Here is a 21857-nt window from a genome sequence, read left to right on the forward strand (position 1 = left end):
ACGATCCCGATAGGTATCCGATGAAATACGGTCAAATGGCCTTTTTACCGAAGTATTATTGGATATCTATAGGATATCACACGGGAGAAGCACGGGAGAAGCACAGGTGAGGGTGCTACCGGGCACCGACCGGCGCTGAACTTGATTACGGGTTACAGTTTTTGGATACCTGTTAATATCAGGTTATGATTAACTAAAATAGAATTATCGCTTAACACGGATTCTTTATAGTTTTAGACAGAATTATCCATCGTGTATCGCTTGTTTAATGTATTAAATTAACAGGGTTTATTGAAAATCCTGCATAGGCTGTCTTTAAAAAGAAATAGAATAGTAGCGTAACGCAAGCTGCAATCTTTAAACAATATTCGAATGAACATGTATAACGTATTCTTGTATGCCGTCTTTTTCGTTGCTGTTTTTGTTCAGGGTGTTAACACCGCTCACGCACAAAACGGGGACCAGATACTGGATGGGATTGGTGAAACCGGAATGATTGCCCGTTATGTGTTTGATGGCGACACCAAAGACTGGTCCCGGAATAATTTGCACGCCCAAATTCAAGGCGCTGGGGTCAAATTTGTCAATGACAACCGGTTTGGGAAGGTCTTGTCGCTCACTGGCGATAGCAGCGCGTTTGTTGCGATACCCGAAGAGGCATTGGCCGACCTGGAGTCGCTTAGTATATCCGGATGGATATACCTGCGTTCGGCCCAGCCCGGCCAGCGTTTTTTTGATTTTGGAAAGGATACCGCCAAGCATTTCTTTGCAGCCCCGGTAGGGACAAAAGCCCAGGCGGGCTTCCAGGCGCTGATAACGGCGGAAGGAAACAATGCCAAGGGGGCGGTTTCTCCGGCTATAGAAACGGATAAGTGGATTCATCTTGCCGTCGTAATTGATGTTCCCTCCAAATCTGTCATGACTTACGTTGATGGCATGCCGGTGGGCGAAGCCAAGGAGGTTCCACTGGAGTTGACAGCAGTATTCGATCCGCAATCTGGCGGGAAGAATCAGCTTTATATCGGAAAATCGCTGCTGCCTGAGGATCCTTATCTTGATGCCATGATACATGATTTTCGTATTTACCGTATTCCCTTAAGTGGAAGTCAGGTTAATAGAATCTATAACAATTCACAGCGGGGAGCCAATCGGCGTGCGGTAAACGAGGGTAAGCCGGAGGAAGATCTGCCGACTTTCCTGTTGTCCCAGTCACAGCTTTATCATGCGTATCTGGTGGATGTCTCCGATGTAGAAGTGGAGACGGAAGTAGGGCATTTGCCCCGATTGCCGAGTTATGTACAGGGAACTTACAAGGACGGGATGAACGGCCCGAAAGTACGCGTGCTGTGGCCTGCTCCGACAGACAACAGCGACGTGATGAGTGCCGGCCGCTATACCGTTACGGGGCGCGTACCCGGAACGGATTTTCAGCCCAGGGCTTTCGTTACCATCAGCGGGGATAAAAAATCAACTGCACCGGATCTAAAGCTGGAAGCGTTTGATTTGGATCGGGTTTCGTTGGAAACCGATACGTATGAGCACGAAACTAAATTTATTGAAAATCGTGATAAGTTTATCACCACGTTGGCCAAGACTGATCCGAACTCCTTTCTTTATATGTTCCGCCATGCGTTCGGCCAACCGCAGCCCGAAGGAGCAAAACCCCTGGGGGTCTGGGACAGCCAGGATACCAAATTAAGGGGGCATGCCACGGGACATTACCTCACGGCCATTGCGCAGGCCTACGCCAGTACGGGATATGACAAAGCACTTCAGGCCAATTTCGCCGAAAAAATGGCATATATGGTCAATACCCTATATGACTTATCCCAATTATCCGGAAGACCGAAAGAAGCAGGGGGTACCGCTGTGTCCGACCCCACGGCGGTACCGCCAGGCCCGGGAAAGTCAGACTATGATTCCGATCTTAGCGAGACGGGCATCCGTACGGATTATTGGAACTGGGGAGAAGGTTTCATCAGTGCTTATCCCCCGGATCAATTTATCATGCTGGAAAACGGAGCGACGTACGGAGGCCAGAAAAATCAGGTTTGGGCGCCTTATTACACGTTGCATAAAATTCTGGCCGGCTTAATGGATGTGTATGAGGTGAGTGGCAATGAAAAAGCGCTGGAAATAGCGAAGGGCATGAGCGATTGGGTATATGCTCGTTTGAGCAAGCTGCCGACGGAGACACTTATAAAAATGTGGAATACATACATTGCCGGTGAATTTGGGGGCATGAATGAGGCAATGGCGCGCCTGTACCGGATCACAGGGGAGGCGAATTACCTGAAGACCGCACAGTTGTTTGACAATATCGACATGTTTTTTGGCGATGCCAAACGCTCGCATGGGCTCGCTAAAAATGTCGATACCTTCCGCGGATTGCATGCCAACCAGCATATTCCGCAAATCGTGGGAAGTATCGAAATGTACCGGGTTTCCAATAATCCGGAATATTACAAAGTGGCTGATAACTTCTGGTATAAGGCGGTTAATGATTATATGTATAGCATTGGTGGCGTTGCCGGTGCACGTAACCCGGCCAATGCGGAGTGTTTTATTGCCCAGCCGGCAACATTGTACGAAAACGGCTTTGCTGCGGGAGGGCAAAATGAAACCTGCGCCACCTACAATATGCTAAAGCTGACAGGCAATTTGTTCCTCTTCGATCAGCGGGCGGAGTTGATGGACTATTATGAGCGTGGGCTGTACAACCACATCCTGGCTTCGGTAGCCGAGGATAGCCCGGCCAACACCTATCATGTGCCGCTTCGGCCAGGGGCTATCAAGCGATTCGGTAATCCGAATATGACAGGCTTTACGTGCTGCAACGGCACCGCAATAGAGAGCAGTACCAAGCTGCAGAATTCCATCTACTTTAAAAGCAAGGATGATCAGGCGCTTTATGTCAACCTATACATCCCCTCAACATTAAATTGGACTGAGCGCGGAATAACGGTGGAACAGGCAACAAATTTTCCCAGGGAAGACCATACCCGGCTGACAATTAAGGGTAGTGGGAAGTTTGCTATGCACGTACGTGTACCCGGGTGGGCAACCAAAGGGTTCTTTGTGACGATCAATGGTAAAGCACAAAAGGTGGAGGCGAAGCCGGGCAGCTATCTGCCATTACGCCGCAACTGGAAAGATGGCGATGTCATCGAATTGAAAATGCCTTTTCAATTTCGCCTGGATCCGGTCATGGATCAGCAGAACATCGCCAGCCTGTTTTACGGACCGATATTGCTGGCTGCCCAGGAACCTGAAGCAAGAAATGAGTGGCGTAAGGTAACCCTGGATGCGAACGATATCAGCAGATCAATCAAAGGGAACCCGCAGCAGTTGCAATTTGAGATTGACGGGGTGGTTTTTAAACCGTTCTATGAAACATACGGACGTCATTCTGTGTACTTGGATGTGACGTTGAAATAGGTCTTGAGATCAACATTTAGGTAAGAATATAAGATTTAATAGCCGTGAAAATTGAAATGAAAAAAGAAATACGCTATATTTGTTTTCATGGAAGCGTACGTAGTATATCCTGAAAATAAAGAACAACTCTCCGCATTGAAGGCTGTGTTGAAGGCGCTTAAGATCAACTTTGAGCCGCAGGTGTCCGCTCCCCTGCCCCACCATGCCATCAAAGGAATGAAACACGGAATCGAGGACTTGGACAATGGGCGGAAAATCCCATTTAGCGAGTTTGAAGAATTACTGACCCGCAACCCCTAATTCCGTAATGGCGGACTATAACCTGTACTTCTCCCAAGAAGCGAAAGACAGTTTTGAAGCCTTGTTGGAGCAAGTGAAGAAACGTCAGGGCGTTAAAACTGCCAAACAGTTTCAGAAAGATACCCGGCGGGTACTGGGTGTCGTTGCCAAATACCCATTTGCTTTTCAGACTATAAGAGGATGTGCATGTAAGGCGCGCTATCGTGCATCGCACCATTTCGTTTTGTTCCGTGTCGTGGGTGATGAGGTTCAGCTTATCGTTTTCTTTGATAATCGGCAGGAACCGATTCTATAGGTGGCAGCTTAATTGGATTGTGGAAGATGCCGCAGCTCAGGATTTGGTGACCAGGCAGGAACGGTTTTCGCGGGCGGATACCCTTCGCGGAAGCAACACCCCTGAACGGCCTTGGTGGGATGTGCAGCGGTACGATTAACCATCGTGTTGCAAATAGTAAGAAGAAACCTATTTGCTTCGTACACGGATGGCACGGGCACCGGATCCGTTCGGTACCACGTATTGGCCCTGCCCGTTCTTTTCAAACCCGGCAAGCGCAACGTCGCCACCGTCCTTGGTGCCTTGCCGTTCAAGACGCAGCAGTGTATTCGGCGTATGCTCATCTGCTCCGGCCAGCGTGAGTGTGACCTCGCCGGTCTTGATGTTATAGGACACTTCGTCAATTTTGCCCGCATCGGCAATTATCCAAAGGCCAATGGGAGCCAGATAGACCCGCGACCGTGCAGCCGAGGTAATTTTTGTGTTGACCAAATCGCCTTTTTCGGAGAGGCTTCCACTGAATGCCAGCCAGCCGAATTCGGGGTGATTTACGATGTATGTGCCCGAGTTGATTGCATAGCCATAAAACCCACATCCATAATCGCCGGCATAGCCATCAATAGCGAGCGTGGAGGGATAGGAGTGAAAGGCAGCCGGTCCAAAACCGTCTTCGGTAATATTGGCTAACGCCCCCATGGCACCGGCGTGACCTACGCGAAGCAGGTAAAAGTCGTCCGGGTTATCGCGGTAATGGGTAAGCACGGGGATGGCGTTCAGTCCAGATCCATAGTGGTGCAGCTGACGCTCAATGCGGGAAAGCTTCCCGCCATATACGAAATCCCAATACCGGCGGGCACTGCCGTTATAGCCCCAATGCGGCACAGTGGGCATATAGGCCAGGATGGCATTAAGCGTGACCATCGCTTTTTCATCCATGCCGAAGTAGCGCGACCATAGGTATACTTCTTCCTGGCCGGTGGAGTCCCATGGCATCTCGCTGCCGAAAGGGTACGCCTGCTGCTTCCAATGATCGGCCCGCTTGCGCATGGCTGCTTCCATTTCACTGGCCATTTCGGTAAGCCCTTCGGCCTTCAGGTCGTTGAGTACCAGTAAAAAGACCGAGCCTTCCATGAGACCAAACCGCGTGTAATAGGGCGCATGCTTCATCATCGCCATAGTGGTGTGGAACGCGTATTCAAGCGATTGCTTCCAGGGGATATCATCGGCGTAGCCCACATGGTATCTGCCCAGGCGATACATCGTCCAGTAAGCCGCAACCACGTGCGGATAGTTATACGAGCGGCCCGGATCGTCGGCTTCCTTTTTCTTCCAGGCCGACCACCCACGGAAGGGGATGCTGTCTACGTAGGTGCCTTTCGGCATGGAGTCGGGCTCATAATAGAACATGCTTTTCTTTACCGCATATTTTAGTGGCCCATCCTTGTACTGGATGCCGCCCCAAAGCGTCTCATTAACAAAGCGCTTCAGTTTTTCGACTTCCGCCTTGTTCGGCCGCAACACTTGCTTCATCATCGCAGCCAGCCAGCTGCCTGCACCGGCCTCGTCGCTCAGTCCGACAAACCAGGCGCGATTTTCCTGCGTAAGCTTCCGTTTGACGTCATAGTCGTAGTTGATGATCGAAGGGGCGCGTCCAAAGGGGTCGCGTTGGTCGTCAAACCATTGCTCAGTGGTAAGGAAATGTCCGAGCTTATCTACCGTTTCCTTTTCGGGGCTAATGACCTTGTAGTTGATGGTTTGCGTCAACCCATCGGCATACGTGACCGTGAGCCGGGAACGGCCCCAGGTATTGCCCGCAATCTCATAGGTTTCCCATCCATGTTTGGTTTTCTTGCCGCGTTTGATGGTTAGGGAGCCGGCAGGATAGGCTGCAACCGATTTTACCCTGCTGCCGTAATTCAGGAATAGCTTGGCCGTTATATCTTTCGGGACGACATAGCCAGGCACGCCGACAGCGACGGGGCGCTTTTGACTAATCAGCTCGTCTTCGATTTGGCGGATACTTGGCGCCGTGGCGAATTTCAGTGCGAATGATTTGCTTTGTCCCGCCTTGAGCAGCGTAGAAGTCGGCTCGTTCCACTGCGCTACGCCTTTCCATTCGTCGTCTGCATACGCTTTACTGTGGATCATCCATTCGTGGAAGCCCTCGAAAACGATGCCGCGCGGTGTTGGATCGTCATTCAGCGGGTGGTACGCTTCAAATGGTGCATTTTCATGGGGAAGAACAAGCAATACAGGTCCTTTGCCATGAAGCCTGTTTACTTGTAGATAGCCCGCATCCATACCGATGTAAGGATCAAAAAACACATTGTCTGCATGCGCTTCATCGAGGTGCTTTCCTTCCAGGATATTATTAAAAATCAAGGGTATACCCAATGCGCCGATTTCAATGTCATGTGTCGTCTTGTTGGTCAGTTCGAAACGCAATATCAAATGGCCATCATCGTTTTGCCAAAAACGTTTTACGGTTAAGGGCACATCGTTTGGGAGTGTAGGAGCCAGATCGGCGGCAGCCAGCGTGCTGCCACGTACAGGCAGGGGGATGACGGGCGCTCGTTTAGCAGCGCTCGAAAATGATCGCCAATCGCCACTGGCACCGGTGCGGATGCGGAAATTGATGTCGCCTAAGTGATAGAGTCCATCTTTGGCGCGGGCTTCGAGCCGTTCATCCGGCGTATAGTCAAACACGGTATCGGCAAGAAGGGTTAAGCGTGCCACCGTTTGGGATGCATTAACCAATTTTAGTTTGAAAGGCGCAACAGTGAATTCCGTGATTCCATGTTCCAATCCAAGCGTAGCCGGACGGGCCGTTATCCGATCCCACGGCGATTGCGCACGCGTGGGGACATATCCGGCGTAAATCATGGAGAGCAGCAGGGGTATAAGGTAACGTATATTCATCATTCAGTTCATCAGGAACAAATGTAAGGATACAGGGTATAACGTCTTTATCAATATTTGCTGGATATTGCCCGTATCTTAGCGAAAAATAGCTAATTTAACCGCCGTTTATGAAATCTCTACTGACCATTTTATTGGCCGTTGGGTCAACCGCGGCGTTGGCGCAATCGGTGGTGCGCGGTAACATACAAACTGAAAACGCTACCGCAGTTCAAAGTGCTACGATACAGGTGTTAAACTCCAATCGGGTAGCGAATACCGATGAGGGAGGCTATTTTATCATTCAAGGAATTCCCAATGGTATCCACACCATCCGGATAAGCGCCCTGGGATATGCCACGGAAAACCGCAAATTGTCTGTGCAGGGCGATACTACAATAACCGTTTCGCTGGCCCCCGTCAGTACCCGGCTGGATGAGGCGGTCGTGACGGCTCGGAAAATGGAAAACGATCCGCATGATGTGCCGGCCAGCTTGTCGGTGGTTACCGCCAGAGCGGTGGAACAGCAATATATCTGGAATGTGATGGACATCACTGCGGTGGTGCCTAACCTGAATATGGCCAATCCGGGCGATAACCGTAACGTCACGTCTATCCGTGGCATTACCACCACATCCTATAACCAGGCTGTGGCTACATACGTAGACGGGGTTAACCAGTTCGGGCTGGATACATATATCCCTTATTTGCTGGATGTGGAGCGTATAGAAGTGCTCCGCGGGCCGCAGGGCACCCTTTACGGTCGCAATGCTATGGCCGGCGTGATTAACGTGGTGACTAAACAACCCACCAATAACGTTAGCGGATTAGTGGAAGCCAATTGGGGAAGCCACAGGCAGCAACGTTACTTGCTGGGGCTCCGCGCACCGATTGTAAAGGACAGATTGTTTTTCGGGGTGTCGGGTATGTTCAATGGACTGGAGGGCTTTTATACCAACGACTTCGATGGCTCACCTTACGACAGGCAGCACACGGTATTCGGTAATTATTTCCTGAAATACCTGCCCGGTGCGCAGTGGGCGGTAACACTGAATGCGAAGCATGTATCAAACCGTAACAATGGCGCGTTTGCACTGATTATGGGACTCGACGACGCATTCGCTAATCCGTTTCACCTGAACCAGAATGCGAAAACGACGATGGTGGATGAGTCGCGCAATGCATCGCTATCGGTCAATCATTTCGGCAACGCCATCCATTTCAGTTCGCAGACCGCGTTTCAATCCAACTACCGGTATTACCGTGATCCTATTGATGCGGATTTTATGCCGCTGGACGGTATGTCGATTGTCAACAACTACGGCAACGACTGGAATCATGTGAAAGTATTCACCCAAGAGCTTAAGTTTTCGTCCGCCCCCGCTAAAGATGCACCGGTGCATTGGACGGCCGGCGCGTTTTTATTCCATCAGGATGCGCCGACCAAGCAAGGTACGCACTTCGGCGCGGATGCTGCGATGTTGGGCGACGGGTATCCGGCCAACGCTACGGGTATACTGACCAATGCCGCTGTTAACCAGGGGGCAGCTGCCTTTGGCCAACTGGGGCTGCGGTTTGGCAATGGATGGGAAGTCCAGGCAGGGCTGCGGTATGATTATGAGCAGGCCCGGCTGAATGCCCGCGGGGAATTCAAGCCGGATGGGGGCGACGTCATGGTTACCCAGCCCGACACTTCGGCTTCGGCTGATTTCCACGCATTCACGCCAAGCTTGACTGCGAAATATGCATTTAACGAGGGGTACCACATGTACGGAAGCTATACCCGGGGATTCCGTGCGGGCGGCATCTCCCAGCTATCGCTGGGCGACGGGGAAGCCCCGCTGCGGCCGTTCAAGCCGGAATACAGTGACAATATCGAGCTCGGCAGTAAACTGATGTCTTGGAATCAGCGTTTACTGCTCAATGTAGCGGCATTCTATTCGCGCGTGCATGACGCACAGGTGCCGGTTTTGCTGCTTCCCGATGCCATTACCGTAACGCAGAATACCGGTCGGATGGAAAGCATGGGCGTGGAGCTGGAAACTGAAGCTCGTGTAGCGCCTAACCTGAGTCTCCGGGGAAGCGCTGCCTTTACCCATGCCCGTTATCTAAATCTGCATACAGCGGGGCAGGACGGCAATGTGCAGCTCCGAGGCAACCGTCCGGTGTTTACGCCGGAGTGGACGGGTTTCCTGGGCGCGCAGTATGCTATTCCGCTGTGGGGAGACCAGCAGTTGCAACTGGGCGTATATGGGAAGTTCATCGGGCATCAATATTTTGTGGTGGAAAATACCATCGGTCAGGAGGCCTACAGTTTACTGAATGCCAATATCGGTTATACCGTACAGGGATATGAATTGATGCTGTGGGGGCAGAACTTGGCGGATACGCGTTATGTCGATTACGCCTATGATTTCGGTTTCGCCGCAGCGCATCTTGGAAGGCCCCTCACTTTCGGTTTAACCGTCCGGAAACGGTTCGAGCTATAGTGTCAGCAAAAACTTCTGCCGGTATTCTGTCGGGGTCATCCCGATGAACGTCTTGAATTGCTTGTTGAAATTCGATAAGGTGTTGAATCCCGATTCGTAGCAGATTTGGGCTATATTTTTGGCCTCATCGGTAGACAGAAGCTTGCATGCGTTGCGGATACGGAGCTCGGTGAGGAAATAGGAAAATGATTTGCTGGTTTTCATAGTGAAGTACCGACTGAACGATGTAGGGGTCATATTGAGCAAAGTTGATACCTCTTCCAACGTGATTTTATGCCTAAATCGTTGCGCAGCATAATTATATACCGTATTTATCCGATTGGTTTCCATGTCTTTAGGCTGATAAAACACCACGTCGTCATGCAATAAATGATATTCTTTGCTTTTAGCCAACAGGTCAAATATCCGCAGCAAGTGAATGACACGTTCCATGCCGTGCAGGTACAGCAATTCATGCATTAACAACGCGGTTTCCTTTGCACTTTTGCCGTAAATTTCCATCCCATGGCGCACTTTTTCCAGCAACGTCCTAAGCTGTGTAAACTCTTCTTTTTCCATCAGCTGGCCAAGGGCTGCACCATTGAAATAGATAACCAGTCCCCGGCTGGTTTTCGCTGATTGCTGTTCAAAATAGCTTTCGTCGCTCCGCCAAAGGTGGGGAATGTTGGGGCCGAGGAACGTCAGGTCGCCTTTGTCGAAGGGTTTAACGGTATTGCCGATGAATTTGGTTCCGGTGCCTTCCATCACCAGAAAAAGCTGATATTCCAGATGCGCGTGCCATGTCGTATCAAAGTGCTTGTCTTGTAGTTCGCGGATTGCAAAAATGTTGCCTTCCGGAATCCGGGTTTTTTGAATGGCCTTTTTCTTTAAGCTGACTTGCATGGTTGTTTATGACTGGTTTCCGGACAATAACCGTTATCCACATGTAAATAAACGGTATGCAGCGCTGTTTATTGTAATGAAAATGTTATCCGATTATCCATTTATGATAGATGTTTGATAGTAAGTGGATAAAATACAGTCAGCATTTGTTAATTAAAAGGTGTGTACAAAAGGATAAAGCAATTATCTTAGCTGCTATAACAACCAAATTATTAAACTATTATAACGGAATTATGACAGAAGAAACGAAAACAACCGGAGATGTGCCCGTCGGCAAGCCGGATATGCTATTGTTTTATGCATGCGTTATCTCCCTGGTGGCTACTTCTTTCGGTTTTGTCTTGCGGGCTTTTGTGCTCAATGACTGGGGTGCGGAATTTCAGTTGACCCAAACTCAACTGGGTGAAATATCCGGGGTTGGGCTTTGGCCGTTTGCCATTAGCATCGTGTTGTTCAGCCTGATTGTCGACAAAGTGGGGTATAAAACGTCCATGGTGTTTGCCTTCCTTTTTCACGTTGCCTCAGCGGTGGTCACGATCTTCGCCACGGGCTATTGGATGCTGTATGTGGGTACATTTATGATGGCATTAGGTAACGGAATCGTAGAAGCAGTGGTAAATCCTGTGGTAGCCACCATGTTTCCCAAGCAAAAGACCAAATGGTTGGCCATTCTGCATGCAGGTTGGCCGGGAGGCCTGGTGCTTGGCGGCCTATTGGCACTTGCCTGGGGACCGGAAACCTCCTGGAAACTAAAGATTGCGCTGATACTGATCCCTACGCTACTGTATGGCATAATGATGGCCACCCGTAGGTTTGCCGCCAATGAGCGAGTGCAGGCGGGCGTATCTTATCTGGAGATGTTGAAGGAACTGGGAGGCGTGGGTGCATTGCTGATTACTGCGTTGATCGTATTCCAGTTGGGACAGGTATTCGGCTGGGGCACTTGGGTGAGCGTAGCGGTCACGCTGGTGATTGCGCTCGGTTTCGGACTATATGTAAAAAGTTGGGGGCGACCCTTGTTTATCGTGCTGCTATTAGTGATGGTACCCTTGGCTATCACAGAATTGGGTACGGATAGCTGGATCAGTAGCCTGATGGAGACCGAAATGGAAAAGCTCGGTCTTCAGGGAGGCTGGGTATTGGTTTATACATCGGCCATAATGCTGGTGCTGAGGTTGTTTGCCGGGTCCATCATTCATCGGATGTCGCCGCTGGGGTTACTGGCGGTCAGCTCGTTTATAGCTGCCATCGGCCTGTACTATTTATCCTATTCCGTTGGTGTTACCATCCTGATAGCGGCGACCATCTATGCGTTCGGCAAGTCGTACCTATGGCCGCTGATGCTGGGGGTGGTATCCGAGCAATTCCCGAAAGGCGGCGCACTGACACTGAATGTGATTGCCGGGCTCGGCATGATCAGTGCGGGCGTCATCGGAGCGGGAGTGCTGGGGTTCCTGCAGGATAAACGTGCTGACGGCAATATTGCGAAATACGACGCGGAAAATAATACTTCACTCTATAACACGTACCTCACGGAAGAAAAGACCAGTTTGTTCGGCGAATACCAGGCACTTGACTTTGAAAAGTTCCAGCGTGCGCCGCAGGAAGACAAGGAGACAATTTCGGCCCTGCAGGAGGACGCGAAGAAAGTTGCCCTGCGCGACATCGTGGTGTTTCCGGTTATCATGCTGGTATCTTACCTGCTGCTGATGTTGTATTTCAGACGGAGGGGCGGATATAAAGTGAAGGTGCTGGACACTGGGGCATCAACGGCATAAGCAATTAAAAGATTTCCATATGGCACTGAACGTTAAACTGGGGGTGAGCACCTGGCTATGGGTATCTCCGTTCCGTACGGAAGAAGCGGAGGCATTATTTAAACGGGTTTCGTCGCTCGGCTATGATACGGTGGAGATTGCCGTGGAAGATCCGGCGCTGATTGATGTCGCCCGGATTGGCGATGCACTGGCCGGCAATAACCTGGGGGTTGTGGTATGCGGGGCATTTGGTAGTACGAGAGACCTGACCAGTGATGATGAACGCCTTCAGGCCAATGCGCTGGAATACATTGAGCAGTGTCTGGCGATTGCCAAGGCGCTGGGAGCCGGGTTTTTTGCAGGACCGATGTACTCGGCCGTCGGCAAAGCGCGGATGGTACCACCCGAACAGCGGGCTGTAGAATGGGAGCGGGCCGTAGCGAACCTTCGTAAGGTCTGCGCGATGGCGGCATCCCTGGGGCTGGATATCGCGCTGGAGCCGTTGAACCGGTTTGAGTCGGATCTGATTAACAATGTAGACGATGTACTCCGGTTGATAGCTGCTATCGACCATCCCGCCGCGAAAGTATGCCTGGATATGTTCCATATGAATATTGAGGAACCAGATCCCGAAGAGGCTATCTACAAGGCAGGCGATAAGCTCATCCACATGCAGGTGTCCGAAAACTACCGTGGCACGCCAGGTACGGGAAATGCCAATTGGGATGCCTATCGCCGCGGGCTTGCTGCAATCGGGTACAGCGGCGTAGTGTCAATAGAAAGCTTCACACCGGAAAACAAGGAACTGGCAGGCGCGGTATGCATCTGGCGCAACTTGGCGGAAAGCCAGGATGCTTTCGCCCGTGAGGGGCATCGATTTTTGCGTGAGTGGATTGGATGAACAAATAGCGATATACACGATAACTAACAACAGAAGTAATATACCATGAACAAGAAACCAATCAATGTGGCAATTATCGGGCTGGGGTTCGGGGCAGAGTTTATTCCCATATACCAAAGGCATCCCCATGCCCATATGTATGCTATCTGCCAGCGCAATGAGGAGAACCTGAATAAAATAGGCGATACGTTCGGTATTGAAAAGCGGTATCGGGATTATGATGAGCTGCTGAAAGATGAGGAGGTGGATGCTGTACACATTAATACGCCGATACCTAACCATGCAGAGCAGTCGCTGAAAGCGCTCCGGGCGGGCAAGCATGTGGCCTGTACCGTGCCGATGGCTACTACGGTGGAGGAATGCCGGCAGTTAGTGGAAGCAGCAGAGGAAACCGGGCTCACTTATATGATGATGGAAACGGTGGTGTATGCCCGGGAATTTCTGTTTATGAAAGAATTGTATGAAAAGGGAGAACTGGGAAAAATCCAGTTCCTGAAGGCCAGTCACCAACAGGATATGGACGGATGGCCCGATTACTGGCCCGGATTGCCGCCCATGCATTACGCCACCCATTGTGTCGGACCGGTGCTGGGGCTTACCCGCAGCGAGGCGGAATACGTGTCGTGTTTCGGGTCGGGTACCATCCGGGAATCGCTGCACCGCCATTACCACTCGCCGTTTGCCGTAGAGAGTGCCCATATTAAATTCCGGGATTCGGATTTGAGCGCCCACGTTTACCGGTCGCTCTTCGATACGGCGCGGCAGTACCGGGAGAGTTTTGAAGTGTACGGATCAAAGAAGGCTGTGGAATGGCCATTGATTGAGGGCCGACCGTTGGTGCTGCATACCGCTAAGCGGCCGGAGCCCGAAATTGCGGAAGAGGTGGAGTGTCCGGACTATGCCCACCTGCTGCCTGCATCCATACAACGCTTTACCACCGGCGGTGTATATGACGAGGACGAAAATCAGCACCTATCGTTCACCCAGGGTGCCGGCCATGGCGGCTCACATCCGCACCTGGTGCATGAGTTTATCAGCGCGTTGGTTGAAGGCCGCCAGCCGTTCCCGAATGTCAGGCAATCGGCCAACATCACCGCCGTGGGTATTCTTGCACACGAGTCGGCCATGAAGGGGGGCGAAATCATCCGGCTTCCGGAATTTACATGGTCATCCTGAATGATGCAATAGTGCGATGATGGTATACGCTCCCATACATCACGTTATAGAAGTCGAATAAATGTCAATTAAACAATAAAATGAATACATTATTCAGAATAATTCCGCTGCTATTGGGCACGCTGTTCTTTTTAGGTTGCAACACACAGCGCGGCGAAGACAACGGGCCAAGGCGGCTGGAACTGTTTTTCCTCGGTCATGCGAGCAAGCATCACGACTCGGAATTGTTAGCCGATATACTGGCGCAGGAGTATTTTCCGGAAGGAATAAATATCACGTATTCCACTGACCCGGAAGACCTGACGCGTGACGATCTTCACCGGTACGATGGGCTGATTGTGTATGCCAACCATGACTCTATCACGCCCGCGCAGGAGCAGGCCTTGCTGGCTTACGTAGCCTCTGGCAAGGGGTTTATCCCGCTTCATTCGGCGTCTTTCTGTTTCCGTAACTCGCCCGAGGTGGTGGCACTCATCGGGGGGCAATTCAAAAGCCATGGCGGCGGCGCTTTTTCAGCAGAAATTGTCAAGCCCGACCACCCGGCTATGGCCGGGGTGGAACCGTTTGAAACGGAATGGGATGAAACCTATGTGCATGATAAAATAGCCGATGATATCGTGGTCTTGATGGAGCGCGTAGACAGTACTCACCGTGAACCCTATACCTGGGTAAAAGAGTACGGTAAGGGAAGGGTGTTCTATACCGCGTTCGGACATGACGAGCGGACTTTCCGCAATCCCGGTTTTCTACAACTGGTCAAAAGTGGTATCCTATGGGCCGTGGGCGGCGATGCGGTGAACCGGATGAGGGCGTTCAGCATCGCTCAGCCCCAATATGAAACGGGCCGTATGCCCAACTATGAACGGCGTAACCCTCCACCACGTTACCAACTTCCCCTCAGTCCTGAAGAATCGCAGACGCTGATCCAGGTGCCCGTCGGTTTCCGGCTGGAACTGTTTGCCAGCGAACCGGACATCAAAAAGCCTATTGCCATGGACTGGGATGAAAAGGGGAGGCTATGGATCGTAGAGACCGTGGATTATCCCAACACCGTGCGCGACGATAAAAGCGAGGGCGACGACCGGATCATTATCTGTGAGGACACCGACGGCGATGGCAAAGCGGACAAGTTTACCGTTTTTGCTGAAGGGTTGAATATCCCGACGGCATTTACGTTTGCCAACGGCGGCATTATCGTGGCTCAGGCACCACATTTCCTCTTTCTCAAGGATACCGATGGCGACGATAGAGCGGATGTCCGTGAAGTGCTTATCGACGGTTGGGGCACCTATGACACGCATGCAGGACCGTCAAACCTCCGGTATGGCATGGACAATAAAATCTGGGGCACGGTGGGATATTCGGGCTTTGAAGGTACCATTGCGGGTAAACCGTTCAAGTTCGGCCAAGGAATCTATCGGTTTGATGCCGGGGCGAAGGACTTTGAGGTGCTGGGTAATACATCCAACAATACCTGGGGGCTCGGTTTTTCGGAGGAGTTCGACGTGTTCATTTCTACGGCAAACAATGAGCATAGCGATTTCTTTGCCATCCCCTCACGTTACTACGAAAGTGCCGATCTGCGGGAGCGGGGCATTGAAAAAATTGATGGGCATTATCACATGCACGTGCTCACGAAAGAGCTGCGCCAGGTGGATGTGCATGGCGGCTTTACCGCAGCGGCCGGCCATAGCTTGTATACGGCAAGGGCATTTCCGAAGGAATATTGGAACAGGGTCGCATTCATTGCCGAGCCAACGGGACGGCTGGTGCACCGGCATATCCTGCAACAGCAGGGATCTGGGTTCGTGGAGAAAGGTGATGGCTGGAACATGGTGGCCAGTTCGGACAACTGGTTCGGTCCGGTGGAAGCTAAGGTCGGCCCCGACGGGGCTTTATGGGTATTGGATTGGTATAACTTCGTTATCCAGCACAATCCTACACCTGAGGGATTTGAAAACGGGAAAGGTAACGCGTATATCGACCCTCTCCGTGATAACACCCGCGGCCGCATTTACCGGTTGGTGCATGAAGATGCGAAGCCCTCAAAATACTACCGGCTGAATCCCAGGCGTCCGGGTAGTTTGATAGCTGCATTGGAAAGTGACAATATGTTCTGGAGGCTTACTGCCCAGCGTCTGCTGGTAGAACGGGGAAACCCGGATGTAGCAGATGATTTACACAAACTGATAAAGGATACCTCGCTGGATGAGGCGAACGTAAATGGCCCGGCTATGCATGCTATCTGGACGTTGCATGGGTTGCGATTGCTGGACGGTAAAAACGAAAAGAGCCTGTCTGCAGTAATCGGGGCACTCAAGCATCCGGCCCCTGGCGTGCGACGTGCGGCAACCCAAGCGTTGCCTGTGCATGACCCAACGGTGGTGCAGCAGTTACTTGCTTCAGGTGTGCTGCAAGATCCCGATCTGCGCGTGCGGCTTGCTGCCTTTCTGGCGCTCGCGGATGCGTCTCCGTCTGATGCTGTGGGGCAAGCCATTTTTGATGCGGTGCAGCAGGCCGATAATGTCGCGGATAAGTGGGTGTCGCATGCCTTGTTAATAGCAGGCACTGTACATAGACAGCCGTTTTTGGCGCAATATCATCAACGGATAGGGCATCCCGATCTGTCTGATACCGATGGCTCGCTGGCTGAGCGCATCGTTGCGGGTAAACGGATGACCGTACTTCCGTTAAGTACCGAAAGAGGCGGCACGGTTGGCGGAAGGCAGGTGCCGGATTTTTCCGGACGCGAGGTTAGCTTCGTCGCCGATGTGCGGCCACCTGAGATGCGCCGCCTGTTGCTTGAAGGCGTGTTAATCTCGCACGGCGATAACCGCGACGGCTATGCGGTATACCTGAAAGATGGCAACGTGTATTTCCAGGTGAACCAAAAAGGGCGCCGGGCGACGATCAACTCGACAGCCGAATTGCCACAGGCATTTCAAGTGAAAGCATCCTTGCTCACCGACGGAAAAATGACATTGGCTGTAGACGGGCAACAGGTGGCGGCAGGAAAGGCTTCCGGCTTGTTTACCGAGGTACCTGATGGTATCATCCGCATTGGGCACAACCGGCAGCGCCGTTGGGGAGATGATAGCCCCCGTATACCCAATGTAGGCGATTATCCGGATGATTTTCATTTTACAGGGCGGCTGGAAAATGCCCGCTTGGTGGTGGTTGATACCCGTGGAGCGGAAGCGGAGACCACGGCGGTGGCAGATGAATCCATTACCATAAAAGCCATCGTCGGCGAGATGAAGTACGACATAACCAATTTTACGGCCAAGGCGGGGCAGACACTGAAAATCGTGTTTGAAAACCCGGACCATATGCAGCACAATCTGCTTATACTGAAACCCGGCACGTTGGACAAAGTTGGGCAGGCCGCAGACGAATTGGCCAAACAGCCCAACGGCGTGGAGATGCAATACATTCCCAATACGCCGGATGTGCTGTTCAGCACGCCGCTGGTTGATCCGGAAGGGCGTTATGAGCTCAGCATCAAGGTGCCAGCCACACCGGGTGATTATCCGTATGTGTGCACATTCCCGGGGCATTGGCGTATTATGCACGGTGTGATGCGGGTAGCGAGGTAGCGGATAGACCAGTTGCCCCGATTTTGCTTGGATTTTGTGTCACCTGCATGACGATTTGTGGATTTAACTATTATCTTTGCCAAAATAGCATGTATGCGAACATACGGCATCCGTTGTTGCCAATTGATGGACCTATTTTAGAACAATGAAGAACAAAATAAGCAAATCACTCACCTTTGTGCTGGCCGTAACCTGCGCGGCAGCCTGTAACCCTTCAGAACAGTCATCCCGCGGCAACGACGCCATTGCCGTGTTAACCGTATCGCCTGCTGATTTCGAGGCCGAAATAAACGGAGACTCCGTTAAGCTATATACGCTTACTAACGGAACGGCAGTGGCTGCTATCACCAATTACGGGGCTCGCGTGGTAAGCCTTCATGTACCGGATAAAGCTGGTGAACTGGTGGATGTGGTTTTGGGTTACAATGATTTGGCGTCATATCGGAAGCCGGGAGAGGGGTTTTATGGTGCCGTAGTGGGCCGCTTCGGCAACCGTATTGCGAACGGTCAGTTTGAGCTTAATGGACAGCAATATCAGCTGGAACTGAACGATGGGCCGAATACCCTGCACGGCGGAACCAACGGGTTTTTCGCCAAAGTTTGGGAAGTGAAACATGTGACGGACAGCAGCCTGGAGCTGCAATACATATCGCCGGATGGCGATGCTGGCTATCCGGGCAAGCTGGAGGCTACCGTGGTATACACGCTTACCGCAGACCATGCACTGGATATTACTTACCGTGCCGCCACGGATAAAGCTACTGTGGTGAATTTGACAAACCACGCTTATTTTAACCTTAGCGGAGAGGGCGATAGCACCATCCTCGATCACCTGCTGACTATCCGTGCCGACGGCTATACGCCTGTGGATGAAACGCTTATTCCCACCGGGGAAATCACTCCGGTGGACAATACACCGTTTGATTTCCGTCAGCCTACAGCTATCGGTGCACGTATCGATACAGTGGATGCCCAACTGGTACTGGGAAAGGGATACGATCATAATTTTGTGTTGAAGAAAGAAGAAGGCCTGCAACTGGTAGCGACAGTAGAAAGCCCTAAAACCGGTATTGTGATGGATATCTTAACCGAAGAACCCGGACTGCAGTTCTATAGCGGCAATTTCATGGATAATGTGCAGAATGCTAAGGGTGGGAAAACCTACGGATATCGTTCGGCGTTCTGTCTGGAGACCCAGCATTTCCCCGATTCGCCGAACAAACCGGATTTCCCTTCTACCGTATTGGAACCGGGAGCCGAGTACCGTACGCGAACGGTGTACCGGTTCAGGTAATGCTTCACTCTCCCTAATGCAGTTATTTTTTCGGTAACAAGGAAGGTATCGGACAATGGTCGATTTCACCAAGCCTGTTAAGGTAGCAATTCCTGTTTTACATACCCGTAACTTTTGGCCACGCTGTCAAACGGATCGATGGTGATGACGTCCTGTTCAACGAATGCGTAGCGCAGTCCGGCAGTACCGGACTCCGCCATCAGTTTTTTGAAGTCTATGCTTCCGGTGCCTACTTCGGCATAACTGATGGACGTAACGATGTCCATCACCGGTTTGTCGTCATAACCCGGGCCGGTAACGGGTTCGGTATTATCCGTGTCCATATCCTTGATATGCCAGAGCGGGAAGCGACCAGGATACCGTCCGAAATAAGCGGTACTGTCCGAACCTGATTTTTCGCTCCAGAACAGGTCCAGCTCGAATACCACCAGATCCTTATCCGTGTGTTCAATGAGTATATCCAGCCCTTTGCGACCGTCTTCCAGCATGCGGAACTCCCAGAAATGATTGTGGTAACCGATTTTAACGCCCGATTTGGCGGCCAGCTCGCCGCCCCTGTTCAGTTGTTCGGCTATAAACAAGTAATCATCGGCCGTGAGTTGGTCTACCAGTTGCATGGGGGGTACGGGAGCAATCAGGTACTGTTGCCCCAGCTGTGCGGCCACGTCGATGGCGTTCTTGAGCACGGATTCGTCGCCGTTACCCGGTGCAAGGAATTCCGTGAGATCATAATGACCGCTATGGGTATTCAGCCCACTTTTGTCCAACAACGCTGTTAAGTCGGCCACATTCATCCCCCAAAAAGAAGCCTTGCCCTTGGCATCAAATTCGGGGCCGAAGGTTTCCACGTGGTTATAGCCAATCTCAGCGACGCGCGTGATGGTTTGCTGTACGTGCGCTGCCAGTTGGTCACGCAAGGTATAAAGCTGCAAGCCGATTCCTGTGCCTGCCTGCGAAGAGGTTCGCCGCGGAGCACAGGAAAACAGCGAGGGCGCAAGGTAAGCGGCCGCCATTCCTACGCCCGTTTGTTTCAAAAAAGCTCGTCTATTTGTGTTCATACCACTACTACTTAACCGAAGATAGCACCATCCTTGCGCTAACCGCTGAAATAAACATACGCAGCTACAATGAGCACGATAATCCCTGCCGAGGTAATGACATCCCACTTATTCCAGCTTGTCCGGCTTGCTTTTTTATGTTCATCGGTAACCGTGCCAAAGGTAAGCCCCTCTATTTTGTCGTAAGACGGTGCCGCTGTGGCATAACTGACAATGAACATGACAGCCAAGCTGATCAAGAAGATGACCAGGCTGTAGTACTGGAAAAACATATTGTTCAAGATCCAGAGAAAAGATCCCTCCGGATAAGCGAACCCCTCGGTTAATTTAACAGGGGTATCCACAGCGAGGCGCAGCAGGCCCAAAAAGAACCCGGTATAAAGGGCTGCCAGGCATCCTTGGGCGTTCAGCCGTTTATGGAATATCCCGGCAAAAAACACCACCGCAATGGGCGGGGCGAGATAGGCCTGAACACCTTGCAGGTAATCATACAACCCCCTGCCGCCACGGATGACGGGAATCCACAGCAGGCCGATGACGATCATCGTTACGGTAGCAATCCTGCCCACCCAAACCAGTGTCTGCTGGCTTACATTCGGCCGGATTTTCGAATAGAAGTCCATGGTAAATAACGTCGAAGACGCGTTGAACGCACCGGCCAGGGAGCTCATCAGTGCCGCCAACAGTCCGGAAACGACCAATCCGCGGATGCCCACCGGAAGGATGTTGGCCACCATCAAGGGGAAGGCCTGTTGGGCATTGTTTCGGATGATTTCGCCATCGGGTCCAATGAGCTGCTCCGTCAGTGCGGGTATCTTTCCGCTGCTGGCCAGGGCGTAGCAGATGATTCCCGGGATGATGAAGATGAATACCGGAAACAGTTTGAAGAAGGCTGCCGCAATGGCACCGCGCCGGGCTTCCGTCTCGTTGGGCGCCCCAAGTACACGCTGTACGATGTATTGGTCGGTTGTCCAATACCAGAGCCCGATGATGGGAGCACAGAAGAGCATACCCACCCACGGATAGTTGTCGTTGAAATACCACGCCATCCTCCCCGGCTCTTTAACGGGGCTCCACGTGCCTTCTACTCCTTCAGGAACCAAGGGTTTCCAGAGGTTAAACATATCGTCGCCGACCGTTGCACGCAATTCAGACCAGCCACCAATTGCTTGGAGGCCTAAAATCGTCACCAATGCCGATCCAATCACCAGTACGACGGTTTGGAACGCTTCCGTATACGCCACCGCTTTCATGCCTCCCAATGCGGTATAAATGCCCGTCAGCACGATGGTTAGGACAGAGCCCACCCAAAAGGAGTCGAGGCCCATAACACTGATTTCGGGGATTAATGCCGAAAAGACCATCCCACCGGCGTAGACGCCTACCGCAAGTTTGGTGAGTACATAAGCCACCAGCGATATGGCGGAAAGCAGCGTTCGGGCACGGGGCGAAAAGCGTTTTTCCAGAAATTCAGGCATGGTGAACACTTTAGATCGCATGTAAAATGGCACCAGTATCCAAGCCAGCACGAGCAGGCACCATGCGTGAAGTTCGTAATGAGCCATCGCTACGCCATCAGTTGCTCCCGACCCTGCCAGGCCCACCAGGTGCTCTGATCCAATATTGGAGGCAAAAATGGAAGCGCCGATGACAAACCATCCCAAACTTTTACCGGCTAAAAAGTAATCCTGGGCAGAACCGCTTTTTTTGCGCATAGTCCACGCAGCAATCCCCGCGATTATCATAAAGTAGACGGCAATAACCAGCCAGTCAAAGGTTTCTAAAAGTTGCATA

At 51.7% G+C, this 21857-nt stretch carries 13 protein-coding genes; 9 read left to right on the top strand and 4 right to left on the bottom strand.

The genetic code is table 11. The annotated features are described in order from the left end of the window. The first annotated feature begins 372 nt into the window (after positions 1-372). The 3 genes from BM030_RS00680 to BM030_RS00690 all read left to right on the top strand — a co-directional run bounded on the left by BM030_RS00680 (position 373) and on the right by BM030_RS00690 (position 4033). Positions 373-3438, top strand: a complete 3066-nt coding sequence (locus BM030_RS00680) for a beta-L-arabinofuranosidase domain-containing protein (protein WP_244518579.1) — start codon at positions 373-375, stop codon at positions 3436-3438. A gap of 87 nt (positions 3439-3525) precedes the next feature. After that, positions 3526-3738, top strand: coding sequence for a DUF2683 family protein (locus BM030_RS00685; protein WP_090970071.1), 213 nt, complete (start codon positions 3526-3528; stop codon positions 3736-3738). Positions 3739-3745: 7 nt separating this feature from the next. Then, positions 3746-4033, top strand: coding sequence for a hypothetical protein (locus BM030_RS00690; RefSeq protein WP_090970073.1), 288 nt, complete (start codon positions 3746-3748; stop codon positions 4031-4033). A 168-nt stretch (positions 4034-4201) separates the two neighbouring features. Here BM030_RS00690 and BM030_RS00695 read toward each other — a convergent pair whose 3' ends face one another. Beyond that, positions 4202-6934 carry a DUF5695 domain-containing protein gene (locus tag BM030_RS00695; protein ID WP_090970075.1) on the bottom strand — a complete coding sequence of 911 codons (2733 nt, stop codon included), beginning with the start codon at positions 6932-6934 and terminating at the stop codon, positions 4202-4204. 107 nt (positions 6935-7041) lie between these two features. Here BM030_RS00695 and BM030_RS00700 point away from each other — a divergent pair, with 107 nt between their 5' ends. Next, positions 7042-9399 carry a TonB-dependent receptor gene (locus BM030_RS00700; RefSeq protein WP_090970078.1) on the top strand — a complete coding sequence of 786 codons (2358 nt, stop codon included), beginning with the start codon at positions 7042-7044 and terminating at the stop codon, positions 9397-9399. On the opposite strand, the gene BM030_RS00705 is transcribed toward BM030_RS00700, so the two are convergent. Beyond that, a complete protein-coding gene (locus BM030_RS00705; protein ID WP_090970080.1) occupies positions 9394-10281 on the bottom strand; it encodes an AraC family transcriptional regulator in 888 nt (295 codons plus the stop codon). The two genes, BM030_RS00700 and BM030_RS00705, sit on opposite strands and share 6 nt — an antisense overlap. Positions 10282-10514: 233 nt before the next feature. Here BM030_RS00705 and BM030_RS00710 point away from each other — a divergent pair, with 233 nt between their 5' ends. From BM030_RS00710 to BM030_RS00730, 5 genes are all read left to right on the top strand, one after another. Next, entirely contained in the window at positions 10515-12059 is a 1545-nt protein-coding gene (locus BM030_RS00710) for an MFS transporter (protein WP_170845587.1), read from the top strand. Between the two features lie 19 nt (positions 12060-12078). After that, a complete protein-coding gene (locus tag BM030_RS00715; protein WP_090970082.1) occupies positions 12079-12939 on the top strand; it encodes a sugar phosphate isomerase/epimerase family protein in 861 nt (286 codons plus the stop codon). Positions 12940-12984: 45 nt separating this feature from the next. Beyond that, positions 12985-14115 carry a Gfo/Idh/MocA family oxidoreductase gene (locus BM030_RS00720; protein WP_090970084.1) on the top strand — a complete coding sequence of 377 codons (1131 nt, stop codon included), beginning with the start codon at positions 12985-12987 and terminating at the stop codon, positions 14113-14115. A gap of 80 nt (positions 14116-14195) precedes the next feature. Beyond that, positions 14196-17711, top strand: coding sequence for a PVC-type heme-binding CxxCH protein (locus tag BM030_RS00725; protein WP_090970086.1), 3516 nt, complete (start codon positions 14196-14198; stop codon positions 17709-17711). A gap of 145 nt (positions 17712-17856) precedes the next feature. Beyond that, positions 17857-19005, top strand: a complete 1149-nt coding sequence (locus BM030_RS00730; protein WP_090970089.1) for an aldose epimerase family protein — start codon at positions 17857-17859, stop codon at positions 19003-19005. 77 nt (positions 19006-19082) lie between these two features. On the opposite strand, the gene BM030_RS00735 is transcribed toward BM030_RS00730, so the two are convergent. Together BM030_RS00735 and BM030_RS00740 are read right to left on the bottom strand one after the other, a co-directional pair. Further along, on the bottom strand, positions 19083-20063 hold the full coding sequence (locus tag BM030_RS00735; protein WP_090970091.1) for a sugar phosphate isomerase/epimerase family protein: 981 nt from the start codon (positions 20061-20063) through the stop codon (positions 19083-19085). Positions 20064-20101: 38 nt separating this feature from the next. Then, positions 20102-21856: a sodium:solute symporter gene (locus BM030_RS00740; RefSeq protein WP_090970093.1), complete on the bottom strand. Its 1755-nt coding sequence runs from the start codon at positions 21854-21856 to the stop codon at positions 20102-20104. Between the last annotated feature and the right edge of the window lies 1 nt (position 21857).

The sequence above is a fragment of the Parapedobacter composti genome, from assembly GCF_900112315.1.
GTDB classification, from domain to species: domain Bacteria; phylum Bacteroidota; class Bacteroidia; order Sphingobacteriales; family Sphingobacteriaceae; genus Parapedobacter; species Parapedobacter composti.